Source organism: Paraburkholderia sp., assembly GCF_047605525.1.
In the GTDB taxonomy this organism is placed as follows: domain Bacteria; phylum Pseudomonadota; class Gammaproteobacteria; order Burkholderiales; family Burkholderiaceae; genus Paraburkholderia.
In genome coordinates, this window is record NZ_JASGFN010000001.1 from 111638 (window position 1) to 129590 (window position 17953).

Sequence of the window (17953 nt, forward strand, 5' to 3'; positions counted from 1 at the left end):
GGATGTGCATAAGTCAACTCTTGACAATCACAAGACCGCCATCTGACGGCCTCTGCGCGGCATTTTTATCCTTAGGGCGAGAGCCCACTTCGCTGCACTGCAACAAAAAATGGTAACGATTACGGCATCAGGTCGGTGTATGCGCGCCGCATCGAATCGCGCGGCTGTGACGATGCACTTCGTCGACCAGTTCGGCGACATGCTCCGGCGGCGTGAACTGCGAGATGCCGTGACCGAGGTTGAAAACGTGCCCCGGATAATTGCCGAAGCTGTCCAGTACCGCGCGTGCTTCCATGCGGATCGCGGCGGGCGGCGCAAACAGCACCGCCGGGTCGATGTTGCCCTGAAGCGCGACGTTGCCGCCGACGCGCTCGCGCGCCTTGCCGAGATTCACGGTCCAGTCGAGGCCGACCGCGTCGACACCGCTTGCGGCGATGTCTTCGAGCCACAGGCCGCCACCCTTCGTGAAAGCGATCACCGGGATCTTCTCGCCGTCGTGCTCGCGCTTCAACTGGCTGACCACCTGCTGGATGTAGTGCAGCGAAAAGCGTTGATAGACGCCGTCCGCGAGCGCCCCGCCCCACGTGTCGAAAATCATCACGGCTTGCGCGCCGGCTTCGATCTGCGCATTCAGGTAGGCAGCGACCGAGCGCGCGTTGATATCGAGAATCCGGTGCAACAGGTCGGGACGCGCATAGAGCATCGACTTGACGGTACGAAAGTCCGCCGAACCGCCGCCTTCGACCATGTAGCACGCGAGCGTCCACGGGCTGCCCGAAAAGCCGATCAGCGGCACGCGCTGGCGGCCTTGCGCATCCTTGAGCGCCACGCGGATTTCGCGCACGGCGTCGGTCACGTAGCGCAGTGTCGCGTCGATATCCGGCACCGCGAGACGCGCGACGTCCTCTTCGGTGCGCACCGGACGCGCGAATTTCGGCCCCTCGCCATTGACGAATTCCAGCCCCAGGCCCATCGCATCGGGCACGGTCAGGATGTCGGAGAAAAGGATTGCGGCGTCGAGCGGATAGCGTTCGAGCGGCTGCAATGTGACTTCCGTCGCGAACGCCGGGTTCTTTGCGAGGCCGAGGAAACTGCCCGCGAGGCCGCGCGTGGCATTGTATTCCGGCAGATAGCGGCCGGCCTGGCGCATCAGCCAGATCGGCGTGTAGTCGGTCGGCTGGCGCAGCAGCGCGCGCAGGAAAGTGTCGTTCAGGAGTTGATGGGCCACGTTGCGTACGGCTCAGACTAAAGGGCAATGGGGCATTTTACCGGACCCGGCTCGCCGCATTGCGCGTGAATGGGCCATAGCTGTTGCGTTAACGCCCTTCGGGCATGGCTCGCGAGACAAGTTGCGAGCGGCTGGCGGCTGGTACGGGCTCGGCCTGTATGGGGTCGCGGGCTCGCTGTCGCCGCCCGCGCAACCTGACCTGGCTGAATGGCTGATGTTCAAGCTCGCGCTGGCGGGCTACTATCCGACAGCCTTACCGACGAATTAAACACAACAAGGAGACTCGATGAACAAGGCAGCACTCGCAATGCTCGGCGCGCTCGCCGGCCTTTTGATGCACGTGGGCGTGGCCAGCGCGCAAACCGCGGCGGCCGCGCCGTCCCGGCTCGACGAAATCATGAGTCGCGGCACGCTGCGCGCCTGCACGACCGGTGACTACAAGCCGTATTCGTTCTACAAGGGGGATGGCCAGTTCGAAGGCATCGATATCGACATGGCCGAGTCGCTCGCCAAATCGCTCGGCGTGAAGGTCGAGTTCGTCAAGACGTCGTGGTCGAACCTGATGAACGACTTCGTCGCGAAATGCGACATCGGCATCGGCGGCGTATCGCCGACGCTCGAGCGGCAGAAGCATGCGTTCTTCACTCAGGCTTACATGATCGACGGCAAGACGCCGATCGTCCGCTGCGATGACGTCAACAAATTCCAGACGGTCGCGCAGATCGACCAGCCGAACGTGCGGGTCATCGTGAATCCGGGCGGCACCAACGAGCGTTTCGCGAAGCAGTACTTCCCTCACGCGAACGTGACCGTTTATCCGGATAACGTGACGATCTTCAAGCAGATCCTCGCCGGCAAGGCGGACGTAATGGTGACGGATGCGTCGGAGACCCTGCTGCAGCAGAAGCTGAATCCGGGTCTGTGTTCGGTGCACCCGGACAAGCCGTTCCAGTATGGTGAGAAAGCATGGCTGCTGCCGCGCGGCGACGTCGCGTTCCAGCAGTATGTCGACCAGTGGCTGCATCTCGCGCGGGCAACCGGCGAGTATCAGGCCATTTCGGATAAGTGGCTGAAATAAGGCCGTTGGCGCCGGTGCGGCCTCGTTTCGAAGACGATGATGTAACCAAGGGCGACCCTGCGGACCCGGAACAGCTCAATCTGATCCGCATGAAGCAGATTCAGTCGTCCCTTTTTTATATGCCTGAAAGGCGGAAGCTGGAGTGCTGCGATGCAGCACCATCTTCCGTTTTCCACAGACGAATTTCGACGCCCGATGAGTTTCTTGTAACACGCGGAACTCACCCCGCGAAAGATGTAGATGCAACCATTTCACGCGCAATCGACCGGATTATTTATGCGGCAATATGCGTCACGAATAGCATCAATCAGGCGTATGAAGTTGCCCCAAAGTCATCGGTAAAAATTGCATTTCAAACATCGTAATTTAGCAATAAATCCCGCAGCGCCTTATCTGGCGGGCGTTACAACCTGAAACACTTTGTTACCGCGTTCCTGGATTAATTCGCCCACAATGCCCTAAACGGTTTCAACACGGATGTGGCTGGGTGCGTGGTGTGAGCGGATACGATGCATCTGCCGGTCGGCTTTGCCGAAGCCCTGTGAAGGGGCATCCTTGTTGGGGTCGTAGCCGGCGCAGGGTCGCTGTGATAGCCGGTCCCAACTTTGGTCTCCTCGCGCTAACCCCGTAGCGTGTGGTTTTTAGCGGGCTCCAGGCCCGCTTTTTTTTCGCCTGCTCAAACGTTTGCGCGCGGCGAAAAAGGCCGCCGCAGTGCGCCAGCGCCTTTCCTTATTTCGCCCGGTCGACGCCTACGCGGCAGCAATTTCATGCCGTCTTGCCCTCCTCCAGTTTCAATTCGCTGATCATGCGTTCGCGCATGATGAATTTCTGCACCTTGCCCGTCACGGTCATCGGCAATTCGTCGACGAAACGGATGTATCTGGGTACCTTGTAGTGCGCGATTTGCCCCTGACAGAATTCCCGGATTTCTTCGCTCGTCGCCTGTTCGCCTGAGCGCAGCACGATCCAGGCACAGACTTCCTCGCCGTATTTCGTGTCGGGCACACCGAACACCTGCACGCTCTGGATCTTCGGGTGGCGAAACAGAAATTCCTCGATCTCGCGCGGATAGATGTTTTCTCCGCCGCGAATCAGCATGTCCTTCAGGCGGCCAACGATGTTGCAATAGCCCTCGCTATCGAGCGTCGCCAGATCGCCGGTGTGCATCCAGCCGTCGACGATGCTCTCGCGCGTCTTCGCGTCGTCGCCCCAATAGCCGAGCATCACCGAATAGCCGCGCGTGCATAGCTCGCCGGTGTCGCCGACCGGCACGATGTTGCCGAGCGGATCGACGATTTTCACCTCGAGATGCGGCTGGATGCGACCTACTGTCGTAGTGCGTTTGTCGAGCGGATCGGTCGTCGAACTCTGGAACGACACCGGGCTCGTCTCCGTCATCCCGTAGGCAATCGTGATCTCGCTCAGATGCATCTTCGAGACGACCTTCTTCATCGTTTCGATCGGGCACGGCGAGCCGGCCATGATGCCCGTGCGCAGGCGCGAGAAGTCGTAGGAGGCGAAATCCGGGTGCTCGAGTTCGGCGATGAACATCGTCGGTACACCGTGCAACGCGGTGCATTTTTCTTCCGCGGTCGCCGCGAGCGTCGCCGCCGGGTCGAAGCCCTCGCCAGGGAACACCATGTTCGCGCCAACCGACACGCACGCGAGCACCGCCAGCACCATCCCGAAGCAGTGGTACAGCGGCACGGGAATGCACAGGCCGTCCTGCTCGCTGAGCCGCATCGCCATCGCGATATAACGCGCATTATTCACGACGTTGCTGTGCGTTAGCGTCGCGCCCTTCGGATTACCCGTCGTGCCGCTCGTGAACTGGATGTTGATCGGCTCGTGACACGACAGCGTGGCGCCGATCGCATCGAGCCGCGCGATGTCGAGCGCCACGCGCCCGCGCTCGATCACGTCGGAAAAGCTCAGCATGCCCGGCGTTTCCGTATCGCACATGCGGATCACGTAGCGCAATTCGGGCAGCCTCGCGGCGTGAAGCTCGCCGGGCGCCTGCGTCGCGAGTTCGGGCGCGAGCTCCTGCAGCATCTCCAGATACATCGACGTCTTGAAGCGCTCGGCGGCGATGATCGCCTTGCAACCGACCTTGTTCAGCGCATATTCGAGTTCCGCGAGCCGGTAAGCCGGATTGATGTTGACGAGGATGGCACCGATACGCGCGGTTGCGAACTGGGTTAGCAGCCATTCGACGCGATTCGGCGACCAGATACCGACGCGATCGCCCTTCGCAATACCGAGCGCGAGCAGTCCGGACGCCAACACGTCCACCTCATTCGCGAACTCTGTCCACGTCCAGCGGATGCCCTGCTCGCGGAACACCAGGGCCGGCCGATCGGGAAAGCGCGCCGCAGTGTCGCGCAGAAACTCGCTGATGGTCGCTTCGCTCAACGGGATTTCGGTCGACCCGCGGACGTACGACAGTCCGTCCTTGGGTTCGATGAGTGCACCTTCGCCCGACCTATGCGCTGCCATGGTGTTGTCTCCGTGAGCGCAAGCGTGCGCTCGATTGAAATGAATTTGAAATCGATTGTGCACCGACGTGGATCCAGCCGGCATCAAGTCTTACCCGCAGCGCATCGCGCAGACTCCGGCGGATGACCATTTCGCCAAGCCAAACCATCCCGGGAATTTTGCTGACCTTTCCGTAAACGTCAATCAGATATCAAAAAAAAGCAGCCGCGAGGGCTGCTTTCTTCGGCTGCGTATTGCCTTAGTGCTGACCACGCAGTTTGCGCAGACGCTGGATTGCCGCGAGCTGCGCCGTCGCGTATGCGAGTTCGGCTTGCGCAGTTGCGTATTCGAGGTTCGAACCCGTGTTCTGCAGTGCTTCTTCCGCGCGCTTGCGTGCGTCTTCAGCCTTGGCTTCGTCGAGATCCTTGCCGCGGATCGCGGTGTCGGCGAGAACCGTCACTGCGCCCGGCTGGACTTCGAGGATACCGCCCGCCACGAACACGAACTCTTCCTCGCCGTTTTCAGCTTCGATGCGCACCGCACCCGGACGGATCCGCGTGATGAGCGGCGTGTGGCCCGGCAGAATGCCGAGCTCACCCGCTTCTCCCGGTAGTGCGACGAACTTCGCCTGGCCCGAGAAGATCTGCTCTTCCGCGCTGACGACGTCTACTTTAATGGTTGCCATAAGTGTCGACTCCTGTCGACGAAAGTTAGCGCTTTAACGCGCTGACTTTCGTCTCATGCAAGGCTGGGTTGAGCGTAGTGAAAGGCGCGATAAGTCAGTGGTGACTTATTCAGTCGGTACGACTTTGCCACGCCTGATTACTTACACCCGACCTTTATTGGATCTTCTTGGCCTTTTCAAAGGCTTCGTCGATCGTGCCGACCATGTAGAACGCCTGTTCCGGCAGGTGATCGCACTCGCCTTCAACGATCATCTTGAAACCACGGATCGTTTCCTTCAGCGGCACGTACTTGCCCGGCGAACCCGTGAACACTTCAGCGACGTGGAACGGCTGCGACAGGAAACGCTGGATCTTGCGAGCGCGCGCAACGGCGAGCTTGTCTTCCGGCGCGAGTTCGTCCATGCCCAGAATCGCGATGATGTCGCGCAGTTCCTTGTAGCGCTGCAGCGTTTGCTGCACGCCGCGCGTGATCGAATAGTGCTCTTCGCCGATCACGTTCGGGTCGATCTGACGCGAGGTCGAATCGAGCGGGTCCACTGCCGGGTAGATACCCAGCGAAGCGATGTCACGCGAGAGCACGACGGTTGCGTCCAGGTGGCCGAAGGTCGTAGCCGGCGACGGGTCGGTCAAGTCGTCCGCGGGGACGTACACGGCCTGCACCGACGTGATCGAGCCTGTCTTGGTCGACGTAATACGTTCTTGCAGCTTGCCCATTTCTTCAGCCAGCGTCGGCTGATAGCCCACTGCCGACGGCATACGGCCGAGCAGTGCCGACACTTCGGTACCGGCCAGCGTGAAACGGTAGATGTTGTCGACGAAGAACAGCACGTCGAGACCTTCGTCACGGAAATGCTCGGCCATCGTCAGGCCGGTCAGCGCGACGCGCAGACGGTTGCCCGGCGGCTCGTTCATCTGGCCGTACACCAGCGCGACCTTGTCGAGAACGTTCGAGTCCTTCATTTCATGATAGAAGTCGTTCCCTTCGCGGGTACGCTCGCCCACACCGGCGAACACGGAGTAACCACCGTGTTCCTTCGCGATGTTGTTGATCAGTTCCATCATGTTCACGGTCTTGCCCACGCCGGCGCCACCGAACAGACCCACCTTGCCGCCCTTCGCGAACGGGCAGATCAGGTCGATAACCTTGATGCCGGTTTCGAGCAGCTCGGTCGACGGCGACAGTTCGTCGAACGCCGGAGCCTTCTGGTGAATCGAGCGCGTGGTGTCGCTCGAGATCGGGCCGGCTTCGTCAATCGGACGGCCCAGCACGTCCATGATGCGGCCGAGGGTCGGCTTGCCGACCGGCACGCTGATCGGCTTGCCCGTATTCTTCACAATCGTGCCACGACGCAGACCGTCCGAAGCACCCAGACAGATGGTACGGACCACGCCGTCGCCCAGTTGCTGCTGGACTTCGAGCGTCAGCTCCGAACCTTCGAGAATGAGCGCGTCGTAAATCTTCGGCATGGATTCACGCGGAAATTCCACGTCGATCACCGCGCCGATGCACTGTACGATCTTGCCTTCTACCAAAGCAGTGGTACTCATCGCTTTTCCTTTAGATACTCAATTCTTCACTCGCGCAAAGGCGCGGTTCTTCGATGGGTGCGCCGCCGCGGGCGCACGCGAAACGATCAGCCTGACCGGGGTCAGACAGCCGCTGCTCCACCGACGATTTCCGACAGTTCTTTCGTGATCGCGGCCTGACGGCTCTTGTTGTACACGAGCTGCAGATCGTTGATGACCGTCTTCGCATTGTCCGAAGCGGCCTTCATCGCCACCATCCGGGCCGACTGCTCCGATGCCATGTTTTCCGCGACGGCCTGATAGACCAGCGCTTCGACATAACGCACCAGCAGCTCGTCCACCACTGCCTGCGCATCCGGCTCGTAGATGTAGTCCCACTGGGTGCTCGGCGTCGTGCCGTCTGCTTCCGTGCGCTCGAACTGCTCCGCCGACAGCGGCAACAGTTGCTCGATCACCGGCTCCTGCTTCATCGTGTTGACGAAGCGCGTGTACGCGAGGTACACCGCCGAAATCTTGCCTTCCGAGAACAGGTCGAGCTGCACCTTCACCGCGCCGATCAGTTTTTCCAGATGCGGCGTGTCGCCCAGATGCACGACGTTCGACACGACCTTCGCGTGCAGACGGTTCAGGAAGCCCAGACCCTTACTGCCGATCGCGGTTGCCTCGACCGTCTTGCCGTGGCCTTCCAGTTCCTTGAACTTCTGCAGCGATGCGCGCAGCACGTTGGTGTTCATCCCGCCGCACAGACCCTTGTCGGTCGTGACGAGGATGACGCCAGCCGCCTTCGCGCCTTCGTTCGACACCATGAACGGGTGACGATACTCGGGGTTCGCGCGGCTCATGTGGGCAGCGATATCGCGGACCTTGTCGGCATACGGGCGAGCAGCGCGCATGCGCTCCTGAGCGCGGCGCATTTTCGATGCGGCCACCATCTCCATCGCTTTCGTGATCTTGCGCGTGTTTTGCACGCTCTTGATCTTGCCGCGAATTTCCTTCATTCCAGCCATTGCTTGCTCCTTTGTCGGCCCGGGTTAGCGCTTCAGCGCTTACCCGGGTCCCATGCAAAGCGGCCGAAGCGGCGCGGGGGTATTCACATACGGCCCGCGCTGCTTCAAGGTCCGTTTATGCCTTGCGGATCACTCGCGGATCAATAAGCGCCGGACTTCTTGAAGTCTTTGACGGCCGTATGCAGCAGGCCTTCGTCGTCCTTCGAGAGTTCCTTGGTATCTTCGATGCGCTTGATCAGGTCAGCATGGCTCGTCTTCAGGAATTCGCGCAGGCCCTTTTCGAACGGCAGGACTTGAGCAACTTCGAGGTCGTCGAGGTAGCCGTTGTTCGCCGCGAACAACGACACGGCCAGCTCCCACACCTGCAGCGGCTGGTACTGCGGCTGCTTGAGGAGTTCCGTCACGCGGCGGCCGCGCTCGAGCTGCTTGCGGGTCGCTTCGTCGAGGTCCGATGCGAACTGCGCGAACGCCGCGAGCTCACGGTACTGCGCGAGGTCGGTACGGATACCGCCCGACAGCTTCTTCACGACCTTCGTCTGAGCCGCGCCACCCACACGCGACACCGACACCCCAGCGTTAATTGCCGGGCGGATACCTGCGTTGAAGAGGTCGGTTTCAAGGAAGATCTGGCCGTCGGTAATCGAGATCACGTTCGTCGGAACGAATGCGGTCACGTCGCCTGCCTGCGTTTCGATGACCGGCAGCGCCGTCAGCGAGCCGCTCTTGCCCTTCACTTCGCCGTTCGTGAACTTCTCGACGTACTCTTCCGAGACGCGAGCCGCGCGCTCGAGCAGACGCGAGTGCAGATAGAACACGTCACCCGGATAAGCTTCACGGCCCGGCGGACGGCGCAGCAACAGCGAGATCTGACGGTATGCCCAGGCCTGCTTGGTCAAGTCGTCGTAAACGATCAGCGCGTCCTGGCCGCGATCGCGGAAGTATTCACCCATCGTGCAGCCGGCGTACGGCGCGAGGTACTGCATCGCCGCCGAGTCCGAAGCCGAAGCAGCGACGACGATCGTGTATTCGAGCGCGCCGGATTCTTCGAGCTTGCGCACCACGTTCATGATCGACGAAGCCTTCTGGCCGATCGCGACGTAGATACAGACGAGGTTCTTGCCTTTCTGGTTGATGATCGCGTCGACGGCGACGGCGGTCTTGCCGCACTGACGGTCGCCGATGATCAGCTCACGCTGGCCGCGGCCGATCGGCACCATCGAGTCGATCGACTTCAGACCGGTCTGGACCGGCTCCGAAACCGACTTACGCCAGATCACGCCCGGCGCGATCTTTTCGATCGCGTCGGTCATCTTCGTGTTGAGCGGACCCTTGCCGTCGATCGGGTTGCCGAGTGCGTCGACCACGCGGCCGAGCAGTTCGGGACCCACCGGCACTTCGAGAATGCGGCCGGTCGTCTTGACGATGTCGCCTTCCGAAATGTGTTCGTACTCACCCAGAATCACGGCGCCGACCGAGTCGCGCTCGAGGTTCAGGGCAAGACCGAAGGTGTTGCCCGGGAATTCGAGCATTTCGCCCTGCATCACTTCCGACAGGCCGTGGATGCGCACGATACCGTCGGTCACGGAGATCACGGTGCCCTGGTTGCGAACGTCTGCGCTCGCGTCAAGGCCCTGGATCCGGCTCTTGATCAGCTCGCTGATCTCAGAGGGATTGAGTTGCATTATTCGCTCCTGATAGTCAATTCTGTTGCGTGCCAGCCGCTTCAGCGCGAGGCGCTTCAGGCCGTCAGGGCCGTCTGCATGCTGGCAAGCCGCGCGCGGACCGAGGTATCGAGCACTTCGTCGCCGACCGTCACGCTCACGCCGCCGATCAGCGACGGGTCGACTTCGACCGTCGGCTTCAGCTTGCGCTTGAACTTGCGTTCGAGACTTGCGACGAGTTCGTTCAACTGCGCACCTTCGAGCGGGAATGCGCTGACGATCAGCACATCTGCCGCCCCTTCGCGGGCGTTCTTCAACTCTTCGAACTGCGAGGCGATTTCCGGCAGCAATTGCAGGCGATGGTTGTCCACCAGCATCTGCACCAGATTCTTCGCTTGCGCGTTGTCCTTGAGCGGCGACCTGACCGCGGCCAGCAGCAGATCGCTGACCTGGGCGCGGCTTACTTTCGGGCTCGAGGCGACCGACAGCACTTCGGGCAGACGCGCAACCTGTGCCAGCTCCTGCACGAGCGTGGACCAGGCGGCGATGTCACCAGCTTCGGCCACGCCAAACAGCGCTTCTGCGTACGGACGGGCGATGGTTGCAAGTTCGGCCATGATCAGAGCTCGGCTTTCAGTTGATTCAGCAGGTCAGCGTGAGCTGCCTGGTCGACTTCGCGCTTCAGGATCTGTTCAGCGCCCTTCACGGCGAGTGCGGCGACTTCGCCACGCAGCGTTTCGCGCGCCTTGACGACTTGCTGTTCCGCGTCGGCCTTGGCCTGCGCGATGATGCGCGCGGCTTCCGCCTGCGCCTGCGCCTTGATTTCGTCGGCGACCGCCACAGCGCGCTTTTCCGCGTCGGCAATGCGTTGCTGACCGTCGTTGCGTGCCTGGGCGAGTTCCTGGTCGACGCGCTTGTGAGCGGCTTCGAGTTCCTGCTTGCCCTTCTCCGCGGCGGACAGACCGTCGGCGATCTTCTTCGCGCGCTCGTCGATGGCGTTGATCAGCGGCGGCCACACGAATTTCATCGTGAACCACGCGAGGATCAGGAACACGACCATTTGCGCAAACAGGGTTGCGTTGAGATTCACGGTGTTTCCTTAAACGTTGCTAGTTCGGAAAGTGAAACGGCAAGGCGCTCATCGATTCTGCTCGATCAGCGCCCCAGTACCCGTTCCGCCCTGCGCCTTTACCAGTTATAGCTCAGACGCAAACCTCCGAGGAACCTCAGCCTGCCAGCTTCGAGAGCAGCGGGTTCGCGAACGCGAACAGCATTGCCACACCAACACCAATCAGGAACGCCGCATCGATCAGACCAGCCAGCAGGAACATCTTGGTTTGCAGCGGGTTCATCAGTTCCGGTTGACGGGCGCATGCTTCGATGTACTTGCCGCCCATCAGACCGATACCGATACAGGCGCCGATTGCACCCAGGCCGATGATGATGCCGATACCGATGGCGGTCAGACCCTGGATGTTGGCGATGAAAGCTTGCATGATCACTCCTTTGTGAAAAGTCTTTTAGAACTGGTTGGAACTGGGATTTGAAAAACTACGATTCTTTTACCGACCGCGCGGGTTAGTGCGTGTCGTGTGCCTGGCCGATGTACACCAGCGTCAGCATCATGAAAATGAACGCCTGCAGCAGAACGATCAGGATGTGGAAGATTGCCCACACGCTGCCGGCGATCACGTGGCCGATGAAGCCAAGCACCGTCGTGTCCGCGCCGAAGCTCCAGATGCTGCCGAGCAGGGCAATCAGCAGGAACAACAGTTCGCCCGCGTACATGTTGCCGAACAGCCGCATGCCGAGCGAAACCGTCTTCGCGACGAACTCGATGATGTTCAGTGCAAGGTTCGGGATCCACAGGAGCGGATGCGCGCCGAACGGAGCGGACAGCAGTTCATGCACGAAGCCGCCGGCGCCCTTGATCTTGAAGTTGTAGTAAATCATCAGCACGAATACGCCGAGTGCGATGCCGATGGTGCCGTTCAGGTCGGCCGTCGGCACGATACGGTGGTGCGGGATGACTTCGGACAGACCCAGCCAGCCGATCACGCGGCCCGGCAGGTCGACGGGAATGAAGTCGAGGGAGTTCATCAGCGCGACCCAGACGAATACGGTCAACGCGAGCGGTGCGATGAAGGTGCGCGAGCCGTGGATCATCGCCTTCGATTGATCCTCGACCATTTCGACCAGCATTTCGATTGCGCATTGGAAACGGCCCGGCACGCCGGACGTTGCCTTGCGTGCTGCCATGTGCAGCACGAAGATCGTGACGAGGCCGCACACGATCGACCAGAAAAGGGTGTCCAGATTCCACACGTGGATGTCAAAAATCGACGTCTGATGCGCGGTGGAAAAGTTCTGCAAGTGGTGCGCAATGTACTCGGACGGATCCATTGCGCGCGTGCCTTCGCTAGCTGCCATATCGTTAAAGCCACCCAAATTGTCGAAAATCGTCTGAGGCCGCTCCCGCCGAAATGCTCTATTGCGGGAACGCGCCGGGTGCGGGGCCTGTCATATCCGCACACCTGCTGCCGGTGCCACGCACCGGCCTGAAATTCTTTTTGCCGCTATTTTTGTGCTGCTACCTTAGCGCCACGCCAAGGCAATCCAGTAAGTCTTCAGCGCGACGAGGTAGGTCACGAGTAGCGGAATCCAGCGTACGTCGTGGTACCAGAAGGCGATCGCTACAAACATCGCGATCGTTGTCCCCATCTTGAGCGCTTCGCCGATCATCCAGCTCATCACTGTCTCAGCGCCGCTCAGTTTTTTCAGGCGCGTCGCGAACAACGCGCCCGGCACCCAGCAAATCGCTCCCCCCAGGAACGCGGACAGCGCAGCAGCGCCCGGCGGCTTGTAGAACAGCCACCACACCAGCGTAGCAACCAGGGACAAAACCATTTGCGCCGCGACGACCCTGAAAGGCGTCACGCGCGATGGACGACCCACGTCAGGACCAAACAGCTTTTCTGCCTCGGCCCGCGTGAGCGGAACGATGTTGTTATCTTCCTGCCCGTCATCCCACGCTTCGCCTGGGTCAAACTGCCGACTGGCGGACGTATCGGAAGCGGGGCGTTCTGTGCGGTGTCCGTCATGCCCATTGTCCGGCGACGGATTCGACGTTTTGACCGCCATTGCAATGTTCCGAATGTCTTGTTCCAGCCCGCGAGCTTACGCAGTACTTACGGGGTTCCCGAGCAATTAAATCCGGGCGATTGTAAGCGATAGTTGCAGGCAATTCAAGACTTTAGCCCGTCCTATCACCTGCGTGAAAAGCACCTTCACAATGCGGCAAAACGCTTGCTGGCAAAGCGAAACACGCCAAATGTAAGGTGGACGCGGGACGGCAAATCCTGTGCTTCGAATCGCACGGACTGAAGCTTGCCCGCGGGCTGTTTCGGTGCTGTGGCAGACGTCTCGAAAATGCAACAAATGCGGATTTCGGACGAGCGAATGAGATGGTCTGAAACGGGCCAGACCGATACGGAAGGCGAACCTGAAATGAGTGCCGGTAATAGCAGATCGTAAGAATAATTACCGTGGGACAACGGCGCGTATAAGCCAGGGATCCCTGATTATTTGAGAACTAATTGCTGCGAGGTTAATGAGATTGATGGGGATTGGTGCGGGGAGCAATGCAAAAGAAATAAATGCCCGGAGTGAATAGCTTGCGAAGCGCCTAGGCGCTGTCTACAAGCTATTCACCCCCCTTCCCCATCGATCGCAGATCGCCAAGGTCAGACGTTGGCATTGCCGCGCAGGCGAGCAAGAATGCCTTCCAGTGCATCGAGATCGCCGAAGTCCACCAGCACCTGGCCGCGACCGCGTCGGCCGAGCTTGATTTTCACAGCAGCCGACAACAGGTCCGATAGCTCTTCTTCAAGCCGGCGCGTATCGCGGCCGCCGTCTGGATTCGCGCGTGCCTTGACGGCGGGCGTCGTCTTCGTGGTCATCGCCACGAGCTTTTCCGTCTCGCGCACGGACAGACGCTTGTTGACGACCTGGTTGGCCAACGTGATCTGCGTCGCGGCATCGACGGCGAGCAACGCGCGGGCGTGCCCCATATCCAGGTCGCCAGCGAGCAACATCGTTTGCACCGGTGCGGCGAGATTGAGCAAACGCAACAGGTTCGACACCGCGCTGCGCGAGCGACCAACCGATTCCGCCGCCTGCTCGTGCGTGAAGTGAAATTCATCGAGCAAGCGCTGGATGCCCTGTGCCTCTTCGAGCGGATTCAGGTCTTCGCGCTGGATGTTCTCGATCAGCGCCATCGCCGCGGCAGCCTGGTCCGGCACGTCCTTCACGAGTACCGGCACCTCCTCGAGCCCCGCAATCCGTGCCGCCCGGAAACGCCGCTCGCCCGCGATGATCTCGTACCGGTCCGCCGCGATGGGGCGCACGAGAATCGGCTGCATCAGCCCCTGAGCGCGGATGCTCGCCGCGAGCTCCTGCAGCGCGCCTTCGTCCATCCGAGTACGCGGCTGGTATTTGCCCGCCTGCATCTTGCCGAGCGGCAGTACGTTCGGCGCGCCGTCGATCACCACCGCCTCGGTGATATCCGCGGTGCCGCCGAGCAATGCCTCCAGACCGCGGCCCAATCCTTTCTTTCTTGCTACTGCGTTCATCGTGCTTCCTCGATCCGCTTAGGATGCCTGGGGCGCGTCGTTCAGCGCACGCACCCGCTCAATCATTTCGGCGCCGAACTGCACGTACGCCTGCGCGCCACGCGACGCCCTGTCGAACACCACGCCGGGCAACCCGTAACTGGGCGCCTCGGCAAGGCGCACGTTGCGCGGGATTACCGCGTCGAACACCTTGTCGCCGAAATGCTCTTTTAACTGATCCGAAACTTGCTGTTGCAACGTGATGCGCGGATCGAACATCACGCGCAGCAGGCCGATCATCTTGAGGTCGCGGTTCAGATTCGCGTGCACCTGCTTGACCGTATTGACGAGGTCGGACAAGCCTTCGAGCGCGAAGTATTCGCACTGCATCGGAATCACGATGCCGTGCGCGGCGCACAGGCCATTGAGTGTCAGCAGCGACAACGCCGGCGGACAATCCATCAGCACGAAATCGTATTCGCCCTCAACGACAGAGAGCGCCGCCCTCAGCCGGCGCTCGCGATTCTGCATGCTGACGAGTTCCACCTCGGCACCCGCAAGTTCGCGGTTAGCGGGCAGCACATCGTAGCCGACGGCTTCCGGTCGCACGCGCGCATCGGTCACCGGAACGTTATCGACGAGCACCTCGTATACGGTATTCGTGCACTCGGCCTTGTCGATACCGCTGCCCATCGTGGCGTTGCCCTGCGGGTCCAGATCGATGAGAAGGACTCGCTGTCCCTGCGCTGCCAGGCTCGCGGCCAGATTGACTGTGGTGGTCGTCTTGCCGACACCGCCCTTCTGGTTCGCAACGCAGAAGATTTTTGCCATCGTTGGTGTGTCCCTTTTGCTGCTTGAATAAAGTGAAAAACGTTGATGGTGCTTTAAAGCGCGGTGGTCGTCAGTATTCGGCGTCCACCCGTATCCTGATCAGGTGCCGTTCAGCGTCGAGCAACGGTACGTTCAGCCGGATGATCTGTTCCACGTAGGCACCCGCCGGCAGGCGCCCGATTTCGCCGTCCGGCCGCACGCCCTTCATCGCCCAGATCGCACCCTGCTCCGCAACCAGATGACGGGCCAGTGTAACGAAATCCGCGAGTTCTGCGAATGCGCGCGAAACGATTACGTCGAACTTTGCCGGTACTTCGGCGCCGGGCTGTAGCGTCTCGACCCGGCCCGTCACGACCGACAGATTCGTCAGACCAAGCTCCGCTTTCGCCTGCGCCTGGAAGGCCGTCTTTTTATGAACGATGTCGTTCGTCGTGACAGTCCATTCAGGCAGCACGATCGCCAGTACGATGCCCGGCAGGCCACCGCCGGACCCAACGTCGAGCACCGAGGACGGCCCGCGGGGCGCGAGATGCGGCACGATCGAGAGCGAATCGAGGATGTGCTGGATCAGCATCTGCCGCGGATCGCGGATCGCCGTCAGGTTATAGACGGCGTTCCACTTTGCCAGTAGTGCAACGTAATCGAGCAGCTTGCGCTGCTGAGCGTCGGTCAGCTCGAGACCAAGCTCCCGGACGCCGTCCGCCAGCAATGGCGCCAACGTCTGCTGATCGATTCCTCTTTGCCCTGTCGTCATTGAGCCACCGGCTTGCTGTCGGCGTGGAGTTCGGCGGATTTCGACGGACGGCGGCCGAGGCCGCGCTTCAGATGAACCATCAGCAACGAAATGGCGGCCGGTGTGATGCCGGAGATGCGCGAAGCCTGGCCGATCGTCTCGGGCCGGAACTGCATCAGCTTCTGACGCGCCTCGAACGACAGCCCACGGACCTCCGTGTAGTCCAGCCCTTCCGGCAGGCGCGTGTTCTCGTGCGCCTCGTTGCGCTCGATTTCGCCAGCCTGACGGTCGATATAGCCCTGATATTTGATACCGATCTCGATCTGTTCCTTGATCTGTGCGAGCAGCACTGGGTCTTCCGCGAGCACGTCCGGCGTGCCGCAGGCGCCCGCGCGCAAGCCGCAGACCCCGTCGTAGCTGACGCCCGGCCGGCGCAGAAGATCCGCGAGGCTGTATTCGTGGTCGATCTGCTTGCCCAACAAAGCCGTCGCTTCGTCGGCGGGTAACGTCTTAGGATTGACCCACGTCGTGCGGAGGCGCTCTGTTTCACGTGAAACAGCGTCGCGCTTGCGGCTGAATGCGTCCCAGCGCGCGTCGTCGATCACACCCAGTTCACGGCCGATTTCGGTCAGACGCATGTCGGCGTTGTCTTCGCGCAGGCTCAGGCGATATTCGGCACGGCTCGTGAACATCCGGTACGGCTCGGACACGCCACGTGTGACCAGATCATCGACCAGCACGCCCAGATAAGCCTGGTCGCGACGCGGGCACCATGCTGCGTTGCCCTGTACGAACAGCCCCGCGTTGATGCCGGCCAGAAGGCCTTGCGCGGCCGCCTCTTCGTAGCCGGTCGTGCCGTTGATCTGCCCAGCGAAGAACAAGCCGCTGATCACCTTCGTTTCCAGCGATGCCTTCAGCCCGCGCGGATCGAAATAATCGTATTCGATCGCGTAGCCCGGCCGCAGGATATGCGCGTGCTCGAGACCGCGCATCGAACGCACCAGTTCCAGTTGCACGTCGAACGGCAGGCTGGTCGAAATTCCATTCGGATAGAACTCGTTGGTCGTCAGCCCTTCCGGCTCGAGGTAGATCTGATGCGATTCTTTCGACGCAAAACGGTGAATCTTATCCTCGATCGACGGGCAATAGCGCGGCCCCACCCCTTCGATCACGCCCGTATACATCGGCGAACGGTCGAGACCGCCGCGAATGATGTCATGTGTACGCTGATTGGTATGCGTGACCCAGCACGGCACCTGGCGCGGATGCTGCTCGGCACGCCCGAGGAACGAGAACACCGGCACTGGATCCAGATCGCCCGGCTGCTCTTCGAGCTGCGAATAATCGATCGTGCGGCCATCGATACGCGGCGGCGTCCCGGTCTTGAGCCGGCCCTGCGGCAGCTTCAGTTCTTTCAGGCGCGCAGATAGCGAAACCGCAGCCGGATCACCCGCGCGGCCACCGGTGTAGTTGTTCAATCCCACGTGAATCTTGCCGTCGAGGAACGTGCCGGCCGTCAGCACCACCGCGCGCGAGCGGAAGCGGATTCCCACCTGGGTGACGGCACCGACCACGCGGTCGCCCTCCACCATCAGATCGTCGACGGCCTGCTGGAACAGCCACAAGTTCGGCTGATTCTCAAGCCGATGCCGGATCGCCGCTTTATAGAGCACACGATCGGCCTGAGCGCGCGTCGCGCGGACCGCCGGGCCCTTCGACGAATTCAGGATACGGAACTGGATGCCGCTTTCGTCGGTTGCGGCCGCCATGGCGCCGCCGAGCGCGTCGACCTCCTTGACCAGATGGCCCTTGCCGATGCCGCCAATCGACGGATTGCAGCTCATCTGCCCGAGGGTTTCAATGTTATGAGTCAAAAGCAGCGTCTTATTGCCCATGCGCGCCGACGCCAAAGCGGCTTCGGTGCCGGCATGACCTCCGCCGACGACGATTACGTCAAATTCTGTGGGAAAAAGCATCGCGGGACCTCACGCCAGATCGTCGCGTGAGCCTTCAAAGGAAAATGTATGGGCGAATTATAGCGGGTTCGGTTTAGGCCCGAATTTCGTCCGAATGGCCAAACAATAAAAAAGCGGTGTGTTTCACGTGAAACACACCGC

At 61.0% G+C, this 17953-nt stretch carries 18 protein-coding genes; 3 read left to right on the plus strand and 15 right to left on the minus strand.

The features are described 5' to 3' along the window. Positions 1–127: 127 nt before the first annotated feature. Positions 128–1228 carry a uroporphyrinogen decarboxylase gene (hemE, locus tag QM685_RS00550; RefSeq protein ID WP_415111904.1) on the minus strand — a complete coding sequence of 367 codons (1101 nt, stop codon included), beginning with the start codon at positions 1226–1228 and terminating at the stop codon, positions 128–130. Between the two features lie 121 nt (positions 1229–1349). Here hemE and QM685_RS00555 point away from each other — a divergent pair, with 121 nt between their 5' ends. The 3 genes from QM685_RS00555 to QM685_RS00565 are packed head-to-tail and all read left to right on the plus strand — an operon-like array spanning position 1350 to position 2671. After that, positions 1350–1496: a hypothetical protein gene (locus QM685_RS00555; protein WP_415111905.1), complete on the plus strand. Its 147-nt coding sequence runs from the start codon at positions 1350–1352 to the stop codon at positions 1494–1496. Positions 1497–1514: 18 nt separating this feature from the next. After that, positions 1515–2306 (plus strand): transporter substrate-binding domain-containing protein, encoded by a 792-nt coding sequence (locus QM685_RS00560; protein WP_415111906.1) that lies wholly within the window; start codon positions 1515–1517, stop codon positions 2304–2306. After that, positions 2294–2671 carry a hypothetical protein gene (locus QM685_RS00565; RefSeq protein WP_415111907.1) on the plus strand — a complete coding sequence of 126 codons (378 nt, stop codon included), beginning with the start codon at positions 2294–2296 and terminating at the stop codon, positions 2669–2671. Before QM685_RS00560 ends, QM685_RS00565 begins: the two co-directional genes overlap by 13 nt. Before the next feature lie 400 nt (positions 2672–3071). Here QM685_RS00565 and QM685_RS00570 read toward each other — a convergent pair whose 3' ends face one another. The 14 genes from QM685_RS00570 to mnmG all read right to left on the minus strand — a co-directional run bounded on the left by QM685_RS00570 (position 3072) and on the right by mnmG (position 17812). Continuing rightward, on the minus strand, positions 3072–4802 hold the full coding sequence (locus tag QM685_RS00570; RefSeq protein WP_415111908.1) for an AMP-binding protein: 1731 nt from the start codon (positions 4800–4802) through the stop codon (positions 3072–3074). Positions 4803–5040: 238 nt separating this feature from the next. Continuing rightward, the gene (locus tag QM685_RS00575) at positions 5041–5466 is read right to left on the minus strand and encodes a F0F1 ATP synthase subunit epsilon (RefSeq protein WP_011490288.1); all 426 of its coding nucleotides are present in this window, start codon (positions 5464–5466) and stop codon (positions 5041–5043) included. A 154-nt stretch (positions 5467–5620) separates the two neighbouring features. Then, positions 5621–7015, minus strand: a complete 1395-nt coding sequence (gene atpD, locus QM685_RS00580; protein WP_415111909.1) for a F0F1 ATP synthase subunit beta — start codon at positions 7013–7015, stop codon at positions 5621–5623. A 101-nt stretch (positions 7016–7116) separates the two neighbouring features. Further along, on the minus strand, positions 7117–8001 hold the full coding sequence (atpG, locus tag QM685_RS00585) for a F0F1 ATP synthase subunit gamma (protein ID WP_415111910.1): 885 nt from the start codon (positions 7999–8001) through the stop codon (positions 7117–7119). A 140-nt stretch (positions 8002–8141) separates the two neighbouring features. After that, positions 8142–9683 (minus strand): F0F1 ATP synthase subunit alpha, encoded by a 1542-nt coding sequence (gene atpA / locus QM685_RS00590; RefSeq protein WP_415111911.1) that lies wholly within the window; start codon positions 9681–9683, stop codon positions 8142–8144. A 56-nt stretch (positions 9684–9739) separates the two neighbouring features. Then, on the minus strand, positions 9740–10279 hold the full coding sequence (locus QM685_RS00595; protein WP_415111912.1) for a F0F1 ATP synthase subunit delta: 540 nt from the start codon (positions 10277–10279) through the stop codon (positions 9740–9742). A 2-nt stretch (positions 10280–10281) separates the two neighbouring features. After that, a complete protein-coding gene (locus QM685_RS00600) occupies positions 10282–10752 on the minus strand; it encodes a F0F1 ATP synthase subunit B (RefSeq protein WP_415111913.1) in 471 nt (156 codons plus the stop codon). 136 nt (positions 10753–10888) lie between these two features. After that, on the minus strand, positions 10889–11158 hold the full coding sequence (gene atpE, locus QM685_RS00605) for a F0F1 ATP synthase subunit C (RefSeq protein WP_007180033.1): 270 nt from the start codon (positions 11156–11158) through the stop codon (positions 10889–10891). Between the two features lie 82 nt (positions 11159–11240). Beyond that, a complete protein-coding gene (gene atpB, locus QM685_RS00610) occupies positions 11241–12092 on the minus strand; it encodes a F0F1 ATP synthase subunit A (RefSeq protein WP_415111914.1) in 852 nt (283 codons plus the stop codon). Positions 12093–12257: 165 nt separating this feature from the next. After that, the gene (locus tag QM685_RS00615; protein ID WP_415111915.1) at positions 12258–12803 is read right to left on the minus strand and encodes an ATP synthase subunit I; all 546 of its coding nucleotides are present in this window, start codon (positions 12801–12803) and stop codon (positions 12258–12260) included. A 602-nt stretch (positions 12804–13405) separates the two neighbouring features. Then, positions 13406–14293: a ParB/RepB/Spo0J family partition protein gene (locus tag QM685_RS00620; RefSeq protein ID WP_415111916.1), complete on the minus strand. Its 888-nt coding sequence runs from the start codon at positions 14291–14293 to the stop codon at positions 13406–13408. Positions 14294–14311: 18 nt separating this feature from the next. Beyond that, on the minus strand, positions 14312–15103 hold the full coding sequence (locus QM685_RS00625; protein ID WP_415111917.1) for a ParA family protein: 792 nt from the start codon (positions 15101–15103) through the stop codon (positions 14312–14314). 70 nt (positions 15104–15173) lie between these two features. Next, a complete protein-coding gene (rsmG, locus tag QM685_RS00630; protein ID WP_415111918.1) occupies positions 15174–15857 on the minus strand; it encodes a 16S rRNA (guanine(527)-N(7))-methyltransferase RsmG in 684 nt (227 codons plus the stop codon). Beyond that, positions 15854–17812 carry a tRNA uridine-5-carboxymethylaminomethyl(34) synthesis enzyme MnmG gene (mnmG, locus tag QM685_RS00635; protein ID WP_415111919.1) on the minus strand — a complete coding sequence of 653 codons (1959 nt, stop codon included), beginning with the start codon at positions 17810–17812 and terminating at the stop codon, positions 15854–15856. Before mnmG ends, rsmG begins: the two co-directional genes overlap by 4 nt. Between the last annotated feature and the right edge of the window lie 141 nt (positions 17813–17953).

What these genes read in the sequence shown, in the direction of transcription:
- QM685_RS00625 (WP_415111917.1), bottom strand. Translation starts at nt 15,103, where the DNA reads ATGGCAAAAATCTTCTGCGTTGCGAACCAGAAGGGCGGTGTCGGCAAG.
- atpG (WP_415111910.1), bottom strand. Translation starts at nt 8,001, where the DNA reads ATGGCTGGAATGAAGGAAATTCGCGGCAAGATCAAGAGCGTGCAAAAC.
- atpB (WP_415111914.1), bottom strand. Translation starts at nt 12,092, where the DNA reads ATGGCAGCTAGCGAAGGCACGCGCGCAATGGATCCGTCCGAGTACATT.
- QM685_RS00620 (WP_415111916.1), bottom strand. Translation starts at nt 14,293, where the DNA reads ATGAACGCAGTAGCAAGAAAGAAAGGATTGGGCCGCGGTCTGGAGGCA.
- QM685_RS00575 (WP_011490288.1), bottom strand. Translation starts at nt 5,466, where the DNA reads ATGGCAACCATTAAAGTAGACGTCGTCAGCGCGGAAGAGCAGATCTTC.
- mnmG (WP_415111919.1), bottom strand. Translation starts at nt 17,812, where the DNA reads ATGCTTTTTCCCACAGAATTTGACGTAATCGTCGTCGGCGGAGGTCAT.
- rsmG (WP_415111918.1), bottom strand. Translation starts at nt 15,857, where the DNA reads ATGACGACAGGGCAAAGAGGAATCGATCAGCAGACGTTGGCGCCATTG.
- QM685_RS00615 (WP_415111915.1), bottom strand. Translation starts at nt 12,803, where the DNA reads ATGGCGGTCAAAACGTCGAATCCGTCGCCGGACAATGGGCATGACGGA.
- QM685_RS00560 (WP_415111906.1), top strand. Translation starts at nt 1,515, where the DNA reads ATGAACAAGGCAGCACTCGCAATGCTCGGCGCGCTCGCCGGCCTTTTG.
- QM685_RS00595 (WP_415111912.1), bottom strand. Translation starts at nt 10,279, where the DNA reads ATGGCCGAACTTGCAACCATCGCCCGTCCGTACGCAGAAGCGCTGTTT.
- atpD (WP_415111909.1), bottom strand. Translation starts at nt 7,015, where the DNA reads ATGAGTACCACTGCTTTGGTAGAAGGCAAGATCGTACAGTGCATCGGC.
- atpE (WP_007180033.1), bottom strand. Translation starts at nt 11,158, where the DNA reads ATGCAAGCTTTCATCGCCAACATCCAGGGTCTGACCGCCATCGGTATC.
- atpA (WP_415111911.1), bottom strand. Translation starts at nt 9,683, where the DNA reads ATGCAACTCAATCCCTCTGAGATCAGCGAGCTGATCAAGAGCCGGATC.
- QM685_RS00570 (WP_415111908.1), bottom strand. Translation starts at nt 4,802, where the DNA reads ATGGCAGCGCATAGGTCGGGCGAAGGTGCACTCATCGAACCCAAGGAC.